At 70.6% G+C, this 16,723-nt stretch carries 16 protein-coding genes and 1 pseudogene; 4 read left to right on the forward strand and 13 right to left on the reverse strand.

The window, feature by feature from the left end; translation table 11 throughout:
* Positions 1-426: 426 nt before the first annotated feature.
* The 4 genes and pseudogenes from AB0H83_RS42335 to AB0H83_RS42350 all read right to left on the reverse strand — a co-directional run.
* A pseudogene (locus AB0H83_RS42335) lies at positions 427-510 on the reverse strand (hypothetical protein); the annotation flags it as partial.
* A gap of 448 nt (positions 511-958) precedes the next feature.
* Positions 959-2,896: an ABC transporter ATP-binding protein gene (locus AB0H83_RS42340; RefSeq protein ID WP_360106240.1), complete on the reverse strand. Its 1,938-nt coding sequence runs from the start codon at positions 2,894-2,896 to the stop codon at positions 959-961.
* A gap of 62 nt (positions 2,897-2,958) precedes the next feature.
* On the reverse strand, positions 2,959-3,699 hold the full coding sequence (locus AB0H83_RS42345) for an enoyl-CoA hydratase/isomerase family protein (RefSeq protein ID WP_360106243.1): 741 nt from the start codon (positions 3,697-3,699) through the stop codon (positions 2,959-2,961).
* Complete coding sequence (locus AB0H83_RS42350; RefSeq protein ID WP_033359767.1) at positions 3,696-3,920, reverse strand: helix-turn-helix domain-containing protein; 225 nt, start codon at positions 3,918-3,920, stop codon at positions 3,696-3,698. Before AB0H83_RS42350 ends, AB0H83_RS42345 begins: the two co-directional genes overlap by 4 nt.
* 141 nt (positions 3,921-4,061) lie before the next feature.
* Between AB0H83_RS42350 and AB0H83_RS42355 the strand changes: the two genes are divergently transcribed.
* The gene (locus AB0H83_RS42355) at positions 4,062-5,390 is read left to right on the forward strand and encodes a hypothetical protein (protein WP_360106331.1); all 1,329 of its coding nucleotides are present in this window, start codon (positions 4,062-4,064) and stop codon (positions 5,388-5,390) included.
* Positions 5,391-5,396: 6 nt separating this feature from the next.
* Here AB0H83_RS42355 and AB0H83_RS42360 read toward each other — a convergent pair whose 3' ends face one another.
* The gene (locus AB0H83_RS42360) at positions 5,397-6,995 is read right to left on the reverse strand and encodes an ABC-F family ATP-binding cassette domain-containing protein (RefSeq protein ID WP_360106246.1); all 1,599 of its coding nucleotides are present in this window, start codon (positions 6,993-6,995) and stop codon (positions 5,397-5,399) included.
* Positions 6,996-7,207: 212 nt separating this feature from the next.
* Between AB0H83_RS42360 and AB0H83_RS42365 the strand changes: the two genes are divergently transcribed.
* The 3 genes from AB0H83_RS42365 to AB0H83_RS42375 all read left to right on the forward strand — a co-directional run bounded on the left by AB0H83_RS42365 (position 7,208) and on the right by AB0H83_RS42375 (position 9,568).
* Positions 7,208-8,152 (forward strand): neutral zinc metallopeptidase, encoded by a 945-nt coding sequence (locus AB0H83_RS42365; RefSeq protein ID WP_360106249.1) that lies wholly within the window; start codon positions 7,208-7,210, stop codon positions 8,150-8,152.
* The gene (locus AB0H83_RS42370) at positions 8,149-8,823 is read left to right on the forward strand and encodes a DNA alkylation repair protein (RefSeq protein ID WP_360106252.1); all 675 of its coding nucleotides are present in this window, start codon (positions 8,149-8,151) and stop codon (positions 8,821-8,823) included. Before AB0H83_RS42365 ends, AB0H83_RS42370 begins: the two co-directional genes overlap by 4 nt.
* 145 nt (positions 8,824-8,968) lie before the next feature.
* A complete protein-coding gene (locus AB0H83_RS42375) occupies positions 8,969-9,568 on the forward strand; it encodes a LysE family transporter (protein ID WP_360106334.1) in 600 nt (199 codons plus the stop codon).
* Between the two features lie 582 nt (positions 9,569-10,150).
* Here AB0H83_RS42375 and AB0H83_RS42380 read toward each other — a convergent pair.
* The 8 genes from AB0H83_RS42380 to AB0H83_RS42415 form a co-directional block, all read right to left on the reverse strand.
* Positions 10,151-10,477, reverse strand: a complete 327-nt coding sequence (locus tag AB0H83_RS42380; protein WP_360106255.1) for a metal-sulfur cluster assembly factor — start codon at positions 10,475-10,477, stop codon at positions 10,151-10,153.
* Positions 10,474-10,938, reverse strand: coding sequence for a Fe-S cluster assembly sulfur transfer protein SufU (gene sufU, locus AB0H83_RS42385; RefSeq protein ID WP_360106258.1), 465 nt, complete (start codon positions 10,936-10,938; stop codon positions 10,474-10,476). Before sufU ends, AB0H83_RS42380 begins: the two co-directional genes overlap by 4 nt.
* Positions 10,935-12,182: a cysteine desulfurase gene (locus AB0H83_RS42390; RefSeq protein WP_360106261.1), complete on the reverse strand. Its 1,248-nt coding sequence runs from the start codon at positions 12,180-12,182 to the stop codon at positions 10,935-10,937. The genes sufU and AB0H83_RS42390 overlap by 4 nt, the downstream gene beginning before the upstream one ends.
* Before the next feature lie 7 nt (positions 12,183-12,189).
* Positions 12,190-12,966 carry a Fe-S cluster assembly ATPase SufC gene (sufC, locus tag AB0H83_RS42395; RefSeq protein WP_360106264.1) on the reverse strand — a complete coding sequence of 259 codons (777 nt, stop codon included), beginning with the start codon at positions 12,964-12,966 and terminating at the stop codon, positions 12,190-12,192.
* Positions 12,963-13,289 (reverse strand): non-heme iron oxygenase ferredoxin subunit, encoded by a 327-nt coding sequence (locus AB0H83_RS42400; RefSeq protein WP_360106267.1) that lies wholly within the window; start codon positions 13,287-13,289, stop codon positions 12,963-12,965. The genes sufC and AB0H83_RS42400 overlap by 4 nt, the downstream gene beginning before the upstream one ends.
* On the reverse strand, positions 13,286-14,452 hold the full coding sequence (gene sufD / locus AB0H83_RS42405) for a Fe-S cluster assembly protein SufD (protein WP_360106270.1): 1,167 nt from the start codon (positions 14,450-14,452) through the stop codon (positions 13,286-13,288). Before sufD ends, AB0H83_RS42400 begins: the two co-directional genes overlap by 4 nt.
* A gap of 82 nt (positions 14,453-14,534) precedes the next feature.
* On the reverse strand, positions 14,535-15,941 hold the full coding sequence (gene sufB / locus AB0H83_RS42410) for a Fe-S cluster assembly protein SufB (protein ID WP_360106273.1): 1,407 nt from the start codon (positions 15,939-15,941) through the stop codon (positions 14,535-14,537).
* Entirely contained in the window at positions 15,938-16,663 is a 726-nt protein-coding gene (locus AB0H83_RS42415) for an ArsR family transcriptional regulator (protein WP_360106337.1), read from the reverse strand. Before AB0H83_RS42415 ends, sufB begins: the two co-directional genes overlap by 4 nt.
* Between the last annotated feature and the right edge of the window lie 60 nt (positions 16,664-16,723).

Here is a 16,723-nt window from a genome sequence, read left to right on the forward strand (position 1 = left end):
CGGCCCGGCGGAGCGGCCCGGCGGAGCGGCCCGGCGGAGCGGCCCGGCGGAGCGGCCCGGCGGAGCGGCCCGGCGGAGCGGCCCGGCGGAGCGGCCCGGCGGAGCGGCGAGCAGTGGCGAGGCGGCGGCCCCGGCAGCACAGCGGCACGACCGCACGGAAAACGCGGCTCAACGGAGTCCGGGCAGCGCCGCAACCCGGCACAACCCGGTGGATCCCTGCAACCCGGTGGATCCCTGGTCCCCTGACCCCACCAGGACACCGCGTTGTGAAAACCGCTGCCCCGGGCCGCGTCTGCGTTGATGGTGCGGGAGACAGCCAGCGCCGATCCGGGGTGGTTGAGTCAGGCAGCGGCCGCGCCGATAGCTGAGACCAGGTCGCGGTGGGCGTCAAACACTGCAACAGCCACTCGGGAAAGTACGACGGTGCCGCAACTCCGCGATCGCGAGCTCGACCGTGCCGGCGCGGTTGTCCCAGTCCCGCTGCCGACGACCGTTGCGCTGGTTCGTGCGTTCGCCGCAGTGGGTGGCGCACACCGCGCCGGCCTCCGCGGACATGAACACTCGGGGAATGCCTTCACCATGCAACGCAGCAGTTCGAACGCTCAAGCGGTGACCATCTCCACACCATCAACCGCCACAAATATGGGCGATTCGCACACCATCCCGCGAACTTGACCCAACTCGGCGGGAGCGACCGCAACAGGTAGAAAAAGGGCGCGACCCCGCGGAGCCCGTGCCACCCCGCCCGGCAGCACATCCCGCCCCAGCCCGCCCCAGCCCGCCCCAGCCCGCCCCAGCCCGCCTCGCCGCAGCCGGGGCACGGCCCGGCGCGGCGGTGGCTTGAGCCCCGGCCCTTGCTGCAGCCCAACGCACCGGAGCGGCAAATCAGGTCGAGCCCGCCCCCGCGCGACGGCGCGGGCCGGCGCCGGTGCAGCGGCCAGGCTGGTGGCGTCAGGGATTACGGGATGGGGGTGGGCAGGGGGTCCGGCGGGAACGTGGTGGTGGACGGCCGGGGAGAGTCGACGACGGCGAACTGGGTCCGGTACAGCTCGGCATACAGGCCGGCCGCCGCGACCAGCGAATCGTGGGTGCCGTGCTCGACGATGCGGCCGTCGTCGACGACGAGGATCTGGTCGGCGTCGCGGATGGTGGACAGGCGGTGGGCGATGACGAGGGCGGTGCGGCCGGTCAGGGCCTCGGCGAGGGCGCGCTGGACGGCGGCCTCGGACTCGGAGTCGAGGTGGGCGGTGGCCTCGTCGAGGATGACGATGGAGGGGGCCTTGAGCAGGAGGCGGGCGATGGCGATGCGTTGCTTCTCGCCGCCGGAGAAGCGGTAGCCGCGCTCGCCGACGACGGTGTCGAGGCCGTCGGGGAGGGAGTCGACGAGGTCGCCGACCTGGGCGCGGCGCAGGGCGGTGCGGATCTCCTCGTCGGTGGCGTCGGGCTTCGCGTAGCGCAGGTTGTCGGCGATGGTCTCGTGGAAGAGGTGGGAGTCCTGGGTGACGACGCCGATGGTGTCGCGCAGGGACTGCAGGGTGGCCTCGCGGACGTCGACGTCGCCGACGAGCACGGCGCCGGCGGTGACGTCGTAGACGCGCGGGACGAGCATGGCGGTGGTGGACTTGCCGGCGCCGGAGGGGCCGACGAGCGCGACCATCTGCCCCGGCTCGACGGTGAAGGACACGCCCTTGAGCACCTCGTCGGTGACGGTGCGGTCCAGCGAGGCGACGTCCTCCAGGGAGGCGAGGGAGACCTCGGCGGCGCTCGGGTAGCGGAAATGCACGTCGCGGAACTCGACCTTGGCTGCGCCGGCCGGCAGCGGGCGGGCGGCGGGGTGCTCGGCGATGCCGGGGGTCAGGTCGAGCACCTCGAAGACCCGCTCGAACGACACCAGCGCGCTCATCACGTCGACCCGCACGTTGGACAGCGCGGTGAGCGGCCCGTAGAGCCGGGTGAGCAGCAGCGCCAGGGTGACGACGGTGCCGGCGGTGATCTGGCCGTGCACGGCGAACCAGCCGCCGAGCCCGTAGGTGAGGGCCTGCGCGAGCGACGCGACCAGCAGCATGCTGACGAAGAACACGCGGCTGTACATCGCGGTCTGGATGCCGATGTCGCGGACCCGCCCGGCCCGCTCGGCGAAGCGCGACGCCTCGGTCTCGGGGCGGCCGAACAGCTTCACCAGCAGCGCGCCGGCGACGCCGAAGCGCTCGGTCATCGTCGCGTTCATGGTGGCGTCGAGCTGGTACGCCTCGCGGGTGATCGCGGCCAGGCGCTTGCCGACGCGGCGGGCGGGGAGGATGAAGACCGGCAGCATGACCAGCGACAGCAGGGTCACCTGCCAGGACAGGGTGACCATCACAGCGGCGGTCAGCACGAGCTGGATGACGTTGCTGACCACGCCGGACAGGGTCGAGGTGAACGCGCGCTGCGCGCCCTGCACGTCGTTGTTGAGCCGGCTGACCAGCGCGCCGGTCTGCGTGCGCGTGAAGAACTGCAGCGGCATGAGCTGCACGTGACCGTAGACCTGGGTCCGCAGCGACAGGATGATGCCCTCGCCGATGCGCGCCGAATACCACCGCTGCACCAGTGACAGCAGCGCGTCGAGCACGGCCAGCGCGCCGATGAGCAGCGCGACCCGCACCACCGCGGCACCCGCGTCGGGGCCCCCGGCATTGATCTTGTTGATGACCTCGCCGGCGAGATAGGGGGTGGCGACGCCGATGGCCGCGCCGAGCACGACGGTGACCAGGAAGACGGTGATGTCGCCGCGATAGGGCCGCGCGAAGGCGAGGATCCGCTTCGCCGTGCCGCGGGCCAGCCGCTTGCCCGCCAGCTCGTCGGCCTTACGCAGCGAGCGCAGCGTCTCCCAGCCCGCCATGCCGCTCGACGGAGTCATTGCCCACCCCCGGGTCGCCCAGAACGTTCACCCAAGCATGCCCGGGGGGTACGACAAAACCGCTACTCGCCCAGACCCGACAGGTCCTGGATGCGCCGGATCTGCGCGGCCCGCTCGACCGCCTCCTGCTCGGCGAACGTGTGCCCGCCGGCCGCGGCGATGAGCGCCTTGATCTCCACGACCGCGTCGCGGGAGCCCGCGAGGACCGCGGCGGTGAGATCACTGACGGCGTCGGACAGCGACGAGGCCGGCACCACGACGTTCGCCAGGCCGATCTGCGAGGCCTCGGCGGCCGGGACGCGCCGGCCGGTCACGCACAGCTCGAGTGCCCGCGCGTAACCGACCAGCTCGACGAGCCGTTTGGTGCCTCCGAGGTCCGGGACGAGCCCGAGCGTGACCTCGGCCATGCAGAACTTGACGTCCTCGGCCACGACCCTGAAGTCGCAGGCGAGGGCGAGTTGGAAACCGGCGCCGATGGCGTGGCCGTGCACCGCCGCGATCGAGATGAGCGACGGCTGCCGCAGCCAGGCGAACGCCTCCTGATACTGCGCGATCTGCGCTTCGGAGACGCCGCCGAGCATCGTCGCGGCGACCGAGGTGTCGAGCCCGGCTGAGAAGGCCCGCCCGGATCCGCGCACGATCACCACCCGGACGTCGCCCGGCAGTGAGCGGCCGAACGTCCGGAGGTCGGCCCACAACGCGGGTGTCTGCGCGTTGAGGACCTCGGGCCGGTCCAACGTCACCGTCGCAACCGGCCCGTCAACGTCGAAACGCGCCTCTCCCGACGTGGGAGCGGCGTTCATGCCTTCTTGCGGCGCCGGGCACCGCCACGCTGACGAAGCTGAACGCCAGATTCGGTCAGCACCCGGTGCACGAATCCATAGGAACGACCGGTAGAAGCGGCGAGCGCGCGGATACTCTCACCGTTGGTGTACCGCTTCACGAGGTCCTTCGCCAGCGTCTGCCTTTCGGCGCCGACGATCCGGCGACCCTTCTCGGTGCTGGTGGTGGCGGTGGCTGCCATGCTGATCCCTCACGTCCCAGACAGAGCGGTTGGTGCGGTCCCACCTATTAGACCGCCTCGAACGATCATGCGCTAGATATCGACGGCACGCCAACCGACACGCACAGCATTGTCGCCTACCCGATACCGTGATGCGCCGTGATGAGCGAACCCCTCACCGACCGACCGTGGACTGCGTATCGTGAGCGCCGCGATGCGCTGCGTTGGGCTGTCCTCGGCCTGCTCGGGCTCGCGCTCGCCGCCCTCGCGGTGCAGCTCGACGCCCGTCTGGGCACCGCCAGCGCCCCCTTCCTCGGCAGGTACAAGATCAGGGTCGGACCGGGCAGCGTGCTAGCGCCACTGGTGGCCGCCGCGTTACTGTGGTTTGCGTCACATGGCGCTCTCCAGCGACGATCTTGGCGAGAAATTCAGCTTTTCGGGTACACCGCCGGCCTGACGTGGGCTATCGCTTTGGCGCTTGTCGATGGCTGGTCGGGTCTTACGAAAGCCCTGGGTTCACCGGAGGAATACCTGGGTGACGTAAGACGGGTGGGTGACGATCCGCTCGGATACCTCAGACATTTCACGGCGGACGCGTCGGCGCACTCCGTCGCCTCCCGCGGCCATCCGCCGGGCCCCGTCGTGTTTTTGTGGCTGGCCGACCGAATCGGTGTCGACAACCACGTCGTCCTTGGATTCCTCATCACCGCCCTATCGGCGCTTACGATTCCGTTGGTGTTGTCGGCGGTACGGGACTCGGTCGGCGAGGCGGCCGCGCGGCGGTACCTGCCGGTGCTCGTGCTCGCCCCGTACGCGATCTGGGTGGCGGTCAGCCTCGACGGCCTGGTGGCCACGCTCGGCGCCGCGGCGATCGTGGCGGGCCTGCGGGCCAGTCGCACCAGGGTCCGCGGCTGGGCGGCGTCCGGCTGGGCACTCACCGCCGGCCTGCTGACTGGGGTGGCGGCGCTGTTCTCGTACTCCGCGCCGTGGCTGGGCCTGTCGATCGTGTGCGTCTACTTCGCCCGCCGCCGCGCGTTCCTCAACGTGGTGACCGGCCTCGGCGCGCTGGTGCCGGTGCTCGGGGCGCAGCTGCTCGGCTTCGGCTGGGCCGACGGCCTGGTGGCCGCGGAGACCGACTACGCTAGCCGGATCGCGCCGTACCGGTCGGTGCTGTGGTGGAGCGCGATCAGCGTGGTGGTGCTGCTGCTGGCCACCGGCCCGGCGATCGTGGCCAGCGCGCGGAAGCTGCGCAACACCGCGGCCTGGCCGTTCCTGGTGGGCGCGGGCACGGCCGTGATGTTCTCCATCGCCGCGGGCCTGGCCAGGGGCGGGGTGGAGCACGCGTGGCTGCCGTTCTTCCCCTGGCTGACCGTCGCCGTGGTGGCGCCGGAGAAGCCGGCCGGCGAGCTGCCCCCGACCCCGCTGCTGCTCACGGCGGTGGGGGCAGCCTCAGCCATCGTCATCGAAGCGCTATTGATCACACCCTGGTAAGAGGGCTCAGGCGAGCTCCACCAGCTCCAGCAGGTCGTCGCTCCACGCGTCCTCGACGCCGTCGGGCAGCAGGATCGCCCGGTCGGGCTTCAGGGCCGTCACCGCGCCGGGGTCGTGCGTGACCAGCACGATCGCCCCCGGGTAGCGGGCGATCGCGTCCAGCACCTGCTCCCGGCTGATCGGGTCGAGGTTGTTCGTCGGCTCGTCGAGCAGCAGCACGTTGGCGCCGGAGCAGACCAGGGTCGCCAGCGCGAGCCGGGTCTTCTCACCGCCGGACAGCACCCCGGCGGGTTTGTCGACGTCGTCGCCGGTGAACAGGAACGCGCCGAGGATCTTGCGCAGCTCGGTGTCGTTCTGGTCGGGGGCGGCGGAGCGCATCAGCTCCAGGATGGTGCGGTCGACGTCGAGCTGCTCGTGCTCCTGGGCGTAGTAGCCGCGCTGCAGGCCGTGCCCGGCGTGCACCTCGCCGGTGTCGGGCTCCAGCTCGCCGGCGAGCATCCGCAGCAGCGTGGTCTTGCCGGCGCCGTTGAGCCCGAGGATCGCCACCCGGGAGCCGCGGTCGACGGCCACGTCGACGTCCACGAAGATCTCGAGCGAGCCGTACGTCTTCGACAGCCCCGACGCGGTCAGCGGGGTCTTGCCGCAGGGCTTGGGGTTGGGGAAGCGCACCTTCGCGACCTTGTCCGAGACCCGGACCTCTTCCAGGTCGCCCAGCATGCGCTCGGCGCGGCGGGCCATGTTCTGCGCGGCGACGGTCTTGGTCGCCTTGGCCCGCATCTTGTCGGCCTGCGCCATCAGGGCGCCGGCCTTCTTCTCGGCGTTGGCGCGCTCCCGCTTGCGGCGCTTCTCGTCGGTCTCGCGCTGCTGCTGGTACAGCTTCCAGCTCAGGTTGTAGAAGTCGATCGTGGCGCGGTTGGCGTCCAGGTACCACACCTTGTTGACGATCGCGTCGAGCAGCTCGACGTCGTGGGAGATCACGACCAGGCCGCCCTTGTGGCTGGACAGGAAGTTGCGCAGCCAGGCGATGGAGTCGGAGTCGAGGTGGTTGGTCGGCTCGTCGAGCAGCAGGATGCCGCCGCCGGTCGCGGCCGCGTCGCGGAACAGGATGCGGGCCAGCTCGATGCGGCGCCGCTGGCCGCCGGACAGCGTGCCGATGGTCTGCGCGAGGACCCGGTCGGGCAGGCCCAGGTTGGCACAGATCCTGGCCGCCTCGGCCTCGGCCGCGTAGCCGCCCAGGCCGGCGAACTGGTCCTCGAGCTGCCCGTATCGCCGGATCAGCCGCTCGTCGTCGCCGAGGCGGTCCTCGAGCGCCTTCATCTCGGCGTAGATGGTGTCCAGGCCGCGGGCGGACAGGACCCGGTCGCGGGCGGTCACGTCGAGGTCGCCGGTGCGCGGGTCCTGCGGCAGGTAGCCAACGGGGCCGCGGCGCTCGACGGAGCCGGCGTGCGGGGTGCCCTCACCGGCGAGGACCTTGAGGGTGGTGGTCTTGCCGGCACCGTTGCGCCCCACGAGACCGATGCGGTCGCCGGGCTGGATGCGCAGGTTGATGTCGCTGAGGAGGATGCGCGCGCCCGCGCGCAGCTCAAGACCCGTGGTCGTGATCACAGGAAGGACTCGCTCTCGCAATATTCAAAGGGAAGGTGGACAGACTCCTGGTGCGGAACCGGGGTCACTCCCTCTGCGTGCGAGGCATGCAAGTCACCCGCATATCCTACCGTGCACACAGCACGGCGACGCCACACGATTACGTCACAAGATCATCGGGTACCGGTCGGAGCAGACGCCGGTCGATTCCCCCCCCCTCAGCGAGGTGTGCCATGGAGTTCAACGACGATGCCGATCTCGACAGCAGCCAGGTCAACGACCTGCGCGGGTCGACCAGAGGCGGCGGCGGTGGCGGTGGCGGTGGCGGCATCGGCGGCATCCCCATCCCGATCGGCGGGGGCGGCAAGACGGGCCTCATCATCACGCTGGTCGTCCTGGCGCTGGTGATCTGCGGCGGTGGCGGCCTCTTCGGCAGCGGCATGCTCGGCGGGGGCGGCGACCAGCAGGCCGACAACAGCAACATCGAGCAGCAGTGCGACAAGTCCAACAAGGACCGCTTCAAGAACGCGGACTGCCGCAACGTGCTCTACGTCAACTCCGTGCAGACGTACTGGACGAGCATGCTGCCGCAGGCGTTCGGCAAGCAGTACCAGCTGGCGAAGACCAACTTCTTCAACGGCTCGGTCAACACCGGCTGTGGCCAGGCGGACTCCGGCGTCGGCCCGTTCTACTGCCCCGCCGACAGCCAGGTGTACATCGACCTGACCTTCTACAACGAGCTGTCCAGCCGGTTCGGGGCCAAGGGTGAGTTCGCCGCGCCGTACGTGATCGCCCACGAGTACGGTCACCACATCCAGAACCTGCTCGGCACCAACGCCAAGGTCCAGCAGGGCGACACCGGCCCGACCTCGGGCTCGGTGCGGCTGGAGCTGCAGGCCGACTGCTACGCCGGCACCTGGGCCAACCACGCCACGGAGACCAAGGACCGTGAGGGCGACGCGGTGCTGTTCACCTCGATCACCGACTCGGACATCGCCGAGGCGATCGAGGCGGCCGAGGCGATCGGCGACGACACGATCCAGAAGCGCTCCGGCGGCGGCGTCAACCCCGACTCCTACACGCACGGCACGTCGGCGCAGCGCGTGAAGTGGTTCAAGACCGGCTTCGACAGCGGCGACCCGAAGCGGTGCGACACGTTCTCGACCAGCAGCCTGTGACCCCTGGGTCCCTGGTCGACGACCTCGCCGCGGTCTACCGGGAGCATGCCGCCCCCGGTCAGGCCGCGGCGATGCGCGCGTACATGCGCGAGCAGTTCGAGTTCCTCGGCCTGTCCAGCCCGCTGCGGCGGCGGCTGGCCCGGCCGTTCCTCACCGCGTCCGGCGACCCGCTGCGGGTGGCGCTGGAGTGCTGGGCGCGGCCGGAGCGGGAGTTCCAGTACTTCGCCTGCGACCTGCTGGCCCGCCACGCCGGGACGCTGACCCCCGGCGCCCTGCCCACGCTGCGGACGCTCATCACCACCAAGCCGTGGTGGGACACCGTGGACGCGCTCGCCGCGAACGTCGTCGGGCCGGTCGTGCGCGAGGACCGGACCCCGATGGACGCCTGGGTCGCCGACGAGGACCTGTGGGTGGTGCGGACCGCGATCCTGCACCAGCTGCGGTACCGCGCCGCCACGGACCCGCAGCGGCTGTTCGCGTACTGCACCCGGTGGCGGCACGAGCGGGACTTCTTCATCCGCAAGGCGATCGGCTGGGCCCTGCGCGAGTACGCGAAGACCGATCCTGAGGCGGTCCGGCGGTACGTCGCCGGCCAACCTGACCTGTCCGGCCTGTCCCGGCGCGAGGCGCTGAAGAATATCGGTGGCGACCCCGCACCGGCGTCGGCATGATGCAGGCCATGATTCGCTTCCGACGCCGCCCTGCAGTCCCCGCCGCCGCCGGCGAGGCGACGAAGCGACAGGCCGGCGCCCTGACGGAGGCGAGCCGCAAGCCGCAGTCGTGAGCCCCGGCCTCGGCGAGGTCATCCTCTCGGGGATGCTCGCCGGTTACGGGGTAGCGGTGCCGGTCGGTGCCATCGGCGCCCTGATCGCGGGCCTCGCCGCCCGCAGCGGCTGGCGGGCCGGCACCGGCGCCGCGCTCGGGGTCGCCACCGCCGACGGGATCTACGCGGTCGTCGCCGTCCTCGGCGGCGCCGCCCTCGCGGGGCTGATCGCGCCCATCTCGACGCCGCTGCGGTGGGTCGCGGCGGCGGTACTGCTGGCGCTGGCCGCCAAGACCGCCGCCGACGCGCTGCGGCACCGCCATGACGCGGCCAGAGCCAGGGACGCCGACGGCCGGATGAGCCGCCCGGTCGGGGCGTACTTCGCGCTGCTCGGCCTGACCCTGCTCAACCCGGCGACCATCGTGTACTTCGGCGCGCTGGTCCTGGGCCGCCGGGCCGACGACGGGCTGTCCGCGACCGGCGAGACCGTGTGGGTGCTCGCCGCGTTCGTGGCGTCGGCGAGCTGGCAGCTGCTGATCGCCGGTGGCGGCACCCTGCTGGGCAGAGTGCTCACCAGCCCCCGCGGCCGGCTGGGGACGGCCCTGACCTCCAGCGCCGTGATCGCGGTCCTCGCCGTCGTCCTGCTGGTGTGATCCCCGCCGTGTTGGTCAGGCCGCTGTTCGTGCAGCTGGGTTCCGTGTCCCCACGCGGGCACGACGGCGCCCGGCCGCTCGTCGGCGTGTCGTTGCCCGGCGCCGACGATGACACGCCGACGGGTCGCGGCACGTGGTCAAGCCCATCGCGACCGGCTCACTTGTGATCTTGCCTGGTTGATCGAAGTCGCGTCGTGGTCGTCCAGGAGCCTGTTGCAGAATCGCGGAAGTCACGTCCGCCGAGGGTCGTTGCGACCCTCGGCGGATGCAGATCGTCCGCGAGCGGCCAGCACGGCCGTGTTTTTGTCAATACGTTCCGTGAGGTGCCCATTCTGCAACAGGCTCCCAGACGACCGGAACACGACTCGATCACGGGTGCAGAGCGGGCACCGCGGTTCGCCTCAGCGTTGAGCGCCGCGCAGCGCACCCACGCACACCGGACGACGATCCCCCACACCACCCGTGATCCAAGGACAGCCGTGGCCGCCCCGGCGACCAGCCCGGTACTTCGATCCCACGATGGTCCGGCCGGCGGGACACGACCACCAGATGCCGCACGCAGTGCCAGCGGCGGTCAGCGCACTAGACGTTGAAGCCGAGGGCCCGCAGCTGGTCGCGGCCCTCGTCGCTGATCTTGTCGGGGCCCCACGGCGGCAGCCACACCCAGTTGATCCGGATGTCGCTGACCAGGCCGCCGCCGGGGCCGGTGCACAGGGCCTGGCGGGTCTGGTCCTCGATGACGTCGGTCAGCGGGCACGCCGCGGACGTCAGCGTCATGTCCAGCGTGGCGACGTTCTCCTCGTCGACGTGGATGCCGTACACGAGGCCCAGATCGACGACGTTGATCCCCAGCTCGGGGTCGACGACGTCCTTCATCGCCTCTTCGATGTCGGCGAGCACCGCGGTCATGCCTTCTCCTCGTTTGGGCCTTCATCAACAACGACGGCCCTGCTGAGCGCGTCCTTGTACGCCATCCACGGCAGCAGCGCGCACTTGACGCGCGCGGGGTACTTCGCGACACCGGCGAACGCGATCGCGTCCTCCAGCAGTTCCTCGTCCGGCTCGACCTGGCCGCGGCCGCCCATGAGCTCGGCGAACGCCTCGTGCCGGCGCAGCGACTCGGTGACCGTGCCACCCTTGAGCAGGTCGTGCAGGACGCTCGCGGAGGCCTGGCTGATCGAGCAGCCCATGCCCTCGTACGAGACGTCCGCGACGGTGTCGCCCTTGACCGACACGCGCAGCGTCACCTCGTCACCGCAGGTCGGGTTGACGTGGTGGGCCTCGGCGTCGAACGGGTCACGCAGGCCACGGCCGTGCGGCCGCTTGTAGTGATCCAGGATGATCTCCTGGTAGAGCTGGTCGAGCTTCATGCGAAGACCTTCCGCACCCGCTCCAGCCCTCGCGCCAGCGCGTCGATCTCGGCCGTCGTCGTGTACAGGTAGAACGACGCCCTCGTGGTCGCCGGCACGCCGAAGCGCACGCAGGTCGGCCGGGCGCAGTGGTGCCCGACGCGGACCTGCACGCCCTCGTCGTCGAGGATCTGCCCGACGTCGTGCGGGTGGATCCCCTCAACGGTGAACGAGATCGTCGCGCCGCGGTCCGCGGTGTCGGTGGGGCCGATGACCCGCACGTCCGGCGTGGCGGCCAGGGCGTCGAGGGCGTACGCGGTGAGCTGCTTCTCGTGCGCCTGGATCGCTTCCATGCCGACCGCGGTGAGATAGTCGACGGCCGCGCCGAGACCGACGGCCTCCGCGATCGGCGGGGTGCCGGCCTCGAAGCGGGCCGGTGGCGGCATGAACGTGGAGCCGGTCATCGCGACCGTCTCGATCATCGAGCCGCCGCCGAGGAACGGGGGCATGGCGTCGAGCAGCTCGAAGCGGCCCCAGAGCGCGCCGATGCCGGTCGGGCCGAGCATCTTGTGGCCGGTGAACGCGACGAAGTCCGCGCCGAGCGCGGTGACGTCGACGGGGATGTGCGGCACCGACTGCGAGCCGTCCAGCAGCACCAGCGCGCCGACCTGCCGGGCCCGGGCGGCGAGGACGTCGACGGGGTTGATGGTGCCGAGCAGGTTGGAGTAGTGCACCACCGAGACGAGCTTGGTGCGCTCGTTGATCAGCTCGTCGAGCTTCGACAGGTCGAGCCGGCCCTCGTCGGTGAGGCCGAACCAGCGCAGCGTCGCGCCGGTACGCTGGGCGAGCAGCTGCCACGGCACGATGTTGGAGTGGTGCTCCATCTCGGTGATGACGATCTCGTCACCGGGGCCGAGGCGCAGGCGCGGGTCCTGCGCCACGGCGGTGAACGCGTGCGCGACGAGGTTGATCGCCTCGGTCGAGTTCTTGGTGAACACGATCTCGGCGGCGGTGCCCGCCCCGACGAACGCCGCGACCTTCTCGCGGGCGCCCTCGAACGCCTCGGTGGCCTCGGTGCCGAGCGTGTGCACGGACCGGGCGACGTTGGCGTTGTGCAGCTCGTAGTGCTCGCGGACCGCGTCGATCACCTGGCGAGGCTTCTGCGACGTGTTCCCGGAGTCGAGGTAGACGAGCGGGTTGCCGTTGACCTCCCGGTCCAGGATCGGGAAGTCCTTGCGTACCGCGTCAACATCCAGCGCGTTCATAATTCCCCTATGCGTGGGTCGCGGGCTCCGCGCCGACCAGGTAGCGCTCGTAGCCTTCGGCCTCGAGCTGCTCGGCCAGCTCCGGGCCGCCTTCCTCGACGATGCGTCCACCGACGAACACGTGGACCTGATCGGGCTTGATGTACTTCAGAATCCGGGTCCAGTGGGTGATCAGCAGCAGCCCGGTGTCGCCGCTCTCACGGACCCGCTCGACGCCCTCGCTGACGACGCGCAGCGCGTCGATGTCCAGGCCGGAGTCGGTCTCGTCGAGCACCGCGATCTTCGGCCGCAGCAGCTCCAGCTGCATGATCTCGTGGCGCTTCTTCTCGCCGCCGGAGAAGCCCTCGTTGACGTTGCGCTGGGCGAACGCCGGGTCCATGTGCAGCTTCTCCATCGCGCCGCGCAGCTCGGCGGACCAGGTGCGCAGCTTCGGCGCCTGGCCGTCGATCGCGGTCTTCGCGGTGCGCAGGAAGTTGGCCACGGAGACGCCGGGGACCTCGACCGGGTGCTGCATGGCGAGGAACAGTCCGGCGCGGGCCCGCTCGTCGACGGTCATCGCGAGGACGTCCTGCCCGTCGAGGGTGACGCTGCCGCCGGTGACCTCGTAGCGCGGGTGGCCGGCGATCGCATACGCGAGGGTGGACTTGCCCGAGCCGTTGGGGCCCATGATGGCGTGGGTCTCCCCCGCCCGGACGGTCAGATCGACCCCGGCGAGGATCGGCTTCAGCTCGCCGTCGGGCAGCTTCACCGACACCTGCAGGTTGCTGATCTCCAGCGTGCTCACTTCGTCACTCCGTTACTGGGGTTCAAGTCGATGTAGACGTCGCCGTCGCGGATCTCGACGGGGTAGACCGGCACCGGTTCGGTCGCCGGCAGGCCACTCGGCTCGCCGGTGCGCAGGTCGAAGCGCGAGCCGTGCAGCCAGCACTCCAGGGTGCAGCCGTCGACCTCGCCCTCGGACAGCGCGACCGCGGCGTGCGAGCACTCGTCGTAAACGGCGTAGAAGTTGTCGTCGTCGGCGTGTACCAGCGCGATCTCGGTGCCCTCGACATCGAACTGCTGCACCGTGCCCTTGGCCACGTCCGTGACCGCACAGACCTTGATCACGCGCCGGCCGCCTCGAGCCGCGTGTCGATGGCCTCGCCCAGGCGGTCGCGCAGCGACTCGACCGGGATCTTGTGCAGCAGCTCGGCGAAGAAGCCGCGGACCACGAGCTTGCGGGCCTGATCGTCCGGGATGCCCCGGGACATCAGGTAGAACAGCTGCTCGTCGTCGAAGCGCCCGGTGGTGCTGGCGTGACCCGCGCCGACGACCTCACCGGTCTCGATCTCCAGGTTGGGCACCGAGTCTGCGCGTGCGCCGTCGGTCAGCACCAGGTTTCGGTTGATCTCATACGTGCTGGTGCCGGTCGCCTCGGCGCGGATGAGCACGTCGCCGACCCACACCGTGTGCGAGTCCTGGCCCTGCAGCGCGCCGCGGTAGGACACGAAGCTGCGGCAGTCCGGCACCGAGTGGTCGACCAGCAACCGGTGCTCGATGTGCTGGCCGGCGTCGGCGAAGTAGAGGCCGAACGCGTCGATCTCGCCGCCCTGGCCGGTGTAGTCGACGCTGGTGTACTGCCGCACAACGCTGCCGCCGAGGGTCACCTGGACGTGCGTGACGGCGGCGTCGCGGCCGAGCCGGAAGCGGACGTGCTGCGCCTGCACGGCGTCGGCGTCCCAGTCGGTGACGGTGACCAGGGTGAGCCTGGCCGCGTCGCCGACGATCACCTCGACGTTGTCGGCGAGGGTGACCGTGCCGACCTGCTCCAGCACGACGGTCGCCTCGGCGAGCCGGCCGACCTCGACCACGGTGTGGCCGAACGCGACCTCGGTGCTCGACCCGACCAGCCGCACCACGGCGGCGGTCTCCGGCACGGTGTTCGCCGCGACGGACACGACCAGCGCCTCGGCGGCGGCACCGGCGGCGAGCGCGCTGATGCGGTCGAACGGGGTCAGCGCCGAGCCGACCCGGGCGTCGCTGCGGTCGACGGTCGCGACGGTCACGCCCTCGGGCAGCTCACCGGCCTCGGCCTTGGGGGCTGTGGCGCCCGGGACGCCCCCGGCGGCCGGCTCGATGGTGGCGAGACCGCGCAGGCGCTTGAGCGGGGTGAACCGCCACTCCTCCTCCCGGCCGGTGAGGGCCGGGAAGTCGGCGACGTCGAACGAGCGGACCTGCTGCGCGCGGGTCTTCGGAGGAACCAACGTGGGGGAAACGGCGGGTGCGCTCATGCCGCCACCTCCGCTTCGCTCCGGCGTCGGCCTGAGCCAAACTGCAATGCTGATGAGCGGCCCAAGCCGCTTCGCTGGCCGCTCATCCGACCGCGCCCTCCATCTGCAGCTCGATGAGCCGGTTGAGCTCCAACGCATACTCCATGGGCAGTTCCTTGGCGATCGGCTCGATGAAGCCGCGCACGATCATCGCCATCGCCTCGTCCTCGGTGAGGCCGCGGGACATCAGGTAGAAGAGCTGGTCGTCACTGATCTTCGAGACCGTCGCCTCGTGCCCCATCGACACGTCGTCCTCGCGGATGTCGACGTAGGGGTACGTGTCGGAGCGGGAGATCGTGTCGACGAGCAGCGCGTCGCACTTCACGGTCGAGCGCGAGTGGTGCGAGCCCTCCAGCACCTGGACCAGGCCGCGGTAGGAGGTGCGGCCGCCGCCGCGGGCGATCGACTTCGACACGATGGTCGAGGACGTGTGCGGCGCGGCGTGCACCATCTTGGCGCCCGCGTCCTGGTGCTGGCCCTCGCCGGCCATCGCGACCGACATGACCTCGCCCTTGGCGTGCTCGCCGGTCATGAAGACCGCCGGGTACTTCATGGTGACCTTGGAGCCGAGGTTGCCGTCGATCCACTCCATCGTCGCGCCCTCGTGGCACACGGCGCGCTTGGTGACCAGGTTGTAGACGTTGGTCGACCAGTTCTGGATCGTGGTGTAGCGACAGCGGGCGCCCTTCTTCACGACGATCTCCACCACCGCGGAGTGCAGCGAGTCGGAGGAGTAGATCGGCGCGGTGCAGCCCTCGACGTAGTGGACGTAGGCGTCCTCGTCGACGATGATCAGCGTCCGCTCGAACTGCCCCATGTTCTCGGTGTTGATCCGGAAGTACGCCTGCAGCGGGATCTCCACCTTCACGCCCTTGGGCACGTAGATGAAGCTGCCGCCGGACCACACCGAGGTGTTGAGCGCGGCGAACTTGTTGTCGCCGACCGGGATCACGGTGCCGAAGTACTCCTTGAACACGTCCTCGTGCTCACGCAGCGCGGTGTCCGTGTCGAGGAAGATGACGCCCTGCTCCTCGAGATCCTCGCGGATCTTGTGGTAGACGACCTCCGACTCGTACTGCGCGGCGACGCCGGCGATGAGCCGCTGCTTCTCCGCCTCGGGGATGCCGAGCTTGTCGTAGGTCGCCTTGATGTCCTCGGGCAGCTCTTCCCAGCTCGCCGCCTGCTTCTCGGTCGAGCGGACGAAATACTTGATGTTGTCGAAGTCGATGTGCGACAGGTCCGCGCCCCAGGCCGGCATCGGCTTGCGGTCGAACAGGCGCAGGCCCTTCAGGCGCAGGTCGAGCATCCACTGCGGCTCGCTCTTCTTCGCCGAGATGTCGCGCACGACGTCCTCGTTGAGGCCGCGGCGTGCCGAGGCACCCGCGCTGTCCGAGTCGGCCCAGCCGTACTCGTACCGACCGAGGCCGGCAAGCTGATCGGCAGTGGTCATCTCACGTTCCTTTGACTGTTTTGACGGGCACTCTCGACTCGGCCGCCAGCGATCGGCGCCGGGATGTGGGTGGTGCAGACGCCATCGCCGTTGGCGATGGTCGCCAGGCGCTGCACGTGCGTGCCGACCAGGCGGGAGATCACCTGGGTCTCGGCCTCGCACAGCTGGGAGAACTCGGCGGCGACGTGCGCCACCGGGCAGTGGTGCTGGCACAGCTGCCCGCCGGTCGCGATGGTCGTCGCGCCGGCAGCGTAGCCCTCGGCGGTCAGCGCCTTCGCCAGGGCCTCCGCCCGGGCGAGAGGGTCGTCACCGGCCTCGGCCATGGCCGCCTTGCAGCGCTCCTCAAGCCCGGCGACCTGGGCCATGGCGAACGCGGCCACCGCCGAGGTGCCGTGGTGCTCGGCGATCCACCGCAGCGCCGACGTGGCAAGATCGTCATAGGTGTGCGGCAGCGTCTCGCGGGCCGCGGCGGTCAGCGTGAACACCCGCGCGGGCCGCCCCCGGCCGCGGCGCCCCCGGTCGGGGCGCTCCCGGCTCTCGACGAGCCCCTCGGCGAGCATCGCGTCGAGGTGCCGGCGGATCCCGGCCGCGCTCAGCCCCAGGGCGAGCCCCAGTTCGGTCGCGGTGGCCGACCCCTGCTGCAGCAGCAGCTCCGTGAGCCGGTCACGAGTGCGCACGTCGAGCGGGGGGCACGCGTCAGCGGCAGCAGTCCTCTGCGCCACCTCCACGTTTTTCACAACACCAACGTTACGTAATTCGCCGGACACTGGCAAACCGCCCCT

Source organism: Dactylosporangium sp. NPDC050688 (assembly GCF_040654515.1).
GTDB lineage: Bacteria > Actinomycetota > Actinomycetes > Mycobacteriales > Micromonosporaceae > Dactylosporangium.

Excerpts from the sequence above, each read along its gene's own strand:
- sufB (WP_360106273.1), bottom strand. The coding sequence starts at position 15,941 with ATGACCACTGCCGATCAGCTTGCCGGCCTCGGTCGGTACGAGTACGGC.
- AB0H83_RS42345 (WP_360106243.1), bottom strand. The coding sequence starts at position 3,699 with ATGAACGCCGCTCCCACGTCGGGAGAGGCGCGTTTCGACGTTGACGGG.
- AB0H83_RS42340 (WP_360106240.1), bottom strand. The coding sequence starts at position 2,896 with ATGACTCCGTCGAGCGGCATGGCGGGCTGGGAGACGCTGCGCTCGCTG.
- AB0H83_RS42375 (WP_360106334.1), top strand. The coding sequence starts at position 8,969 with ATGCTCGCCGGTTACGGGGTAGCGGTGCCGGTCGGTGCCATCGGCGCC.
- sufU (WP_360106258.1), bottom strand. The coding sequence starts at position 10,938 with ATGAAGCTCGACCAGCTCTACCAGGAGATCATCCTGGATCACTACAAG.
- AB0H83_RS42350 (WP_033359767.1), bottom strand. The coding sequence starts at position 3,920 with ATGGCAGCCACCGCCACCACCAGCACCGAGAAGGGTCGCCGGATCGTC.
- AB0H83_RS42355 (WP_360106331.1), top strand. The coding sequence starts at position 4,062 with ATGAGCGAACCCCTCACCGACCGACCGTGGACTGCGTATCGTGAGCGC.
- AB0H83_RS42365 (WP_360106249.1), top strand. The coding sequence starts at position 7,208 with ATGGAGTTCAACGACGATGCCGATCTCGACAGCAGCCAGGTCAACGAC.
- sufD (WP_360106270.1), bottom strand. The coding sequence starts at position 14,452 with ATGAGCGCACCCGCCGTTTCCCCCACGTTGGTTCCTCCGAAGACCCGC.
- AB0H83_RS42390 (WP_360106261.1), bottom strand. The coding sequence starts at position 12,182 with ATGAACGCGCTGGATGTTGACGCGGTACGCAAGGACTTCCCGATCCTG.
- AB0H83_RS42380 (WP_360106255.1), bottom strand. The coding sequence starts at position 10,477 with ATGACCGCGGTGCTCGCCGACATCGAAGAGGCGATGAAGGACGTCGTC.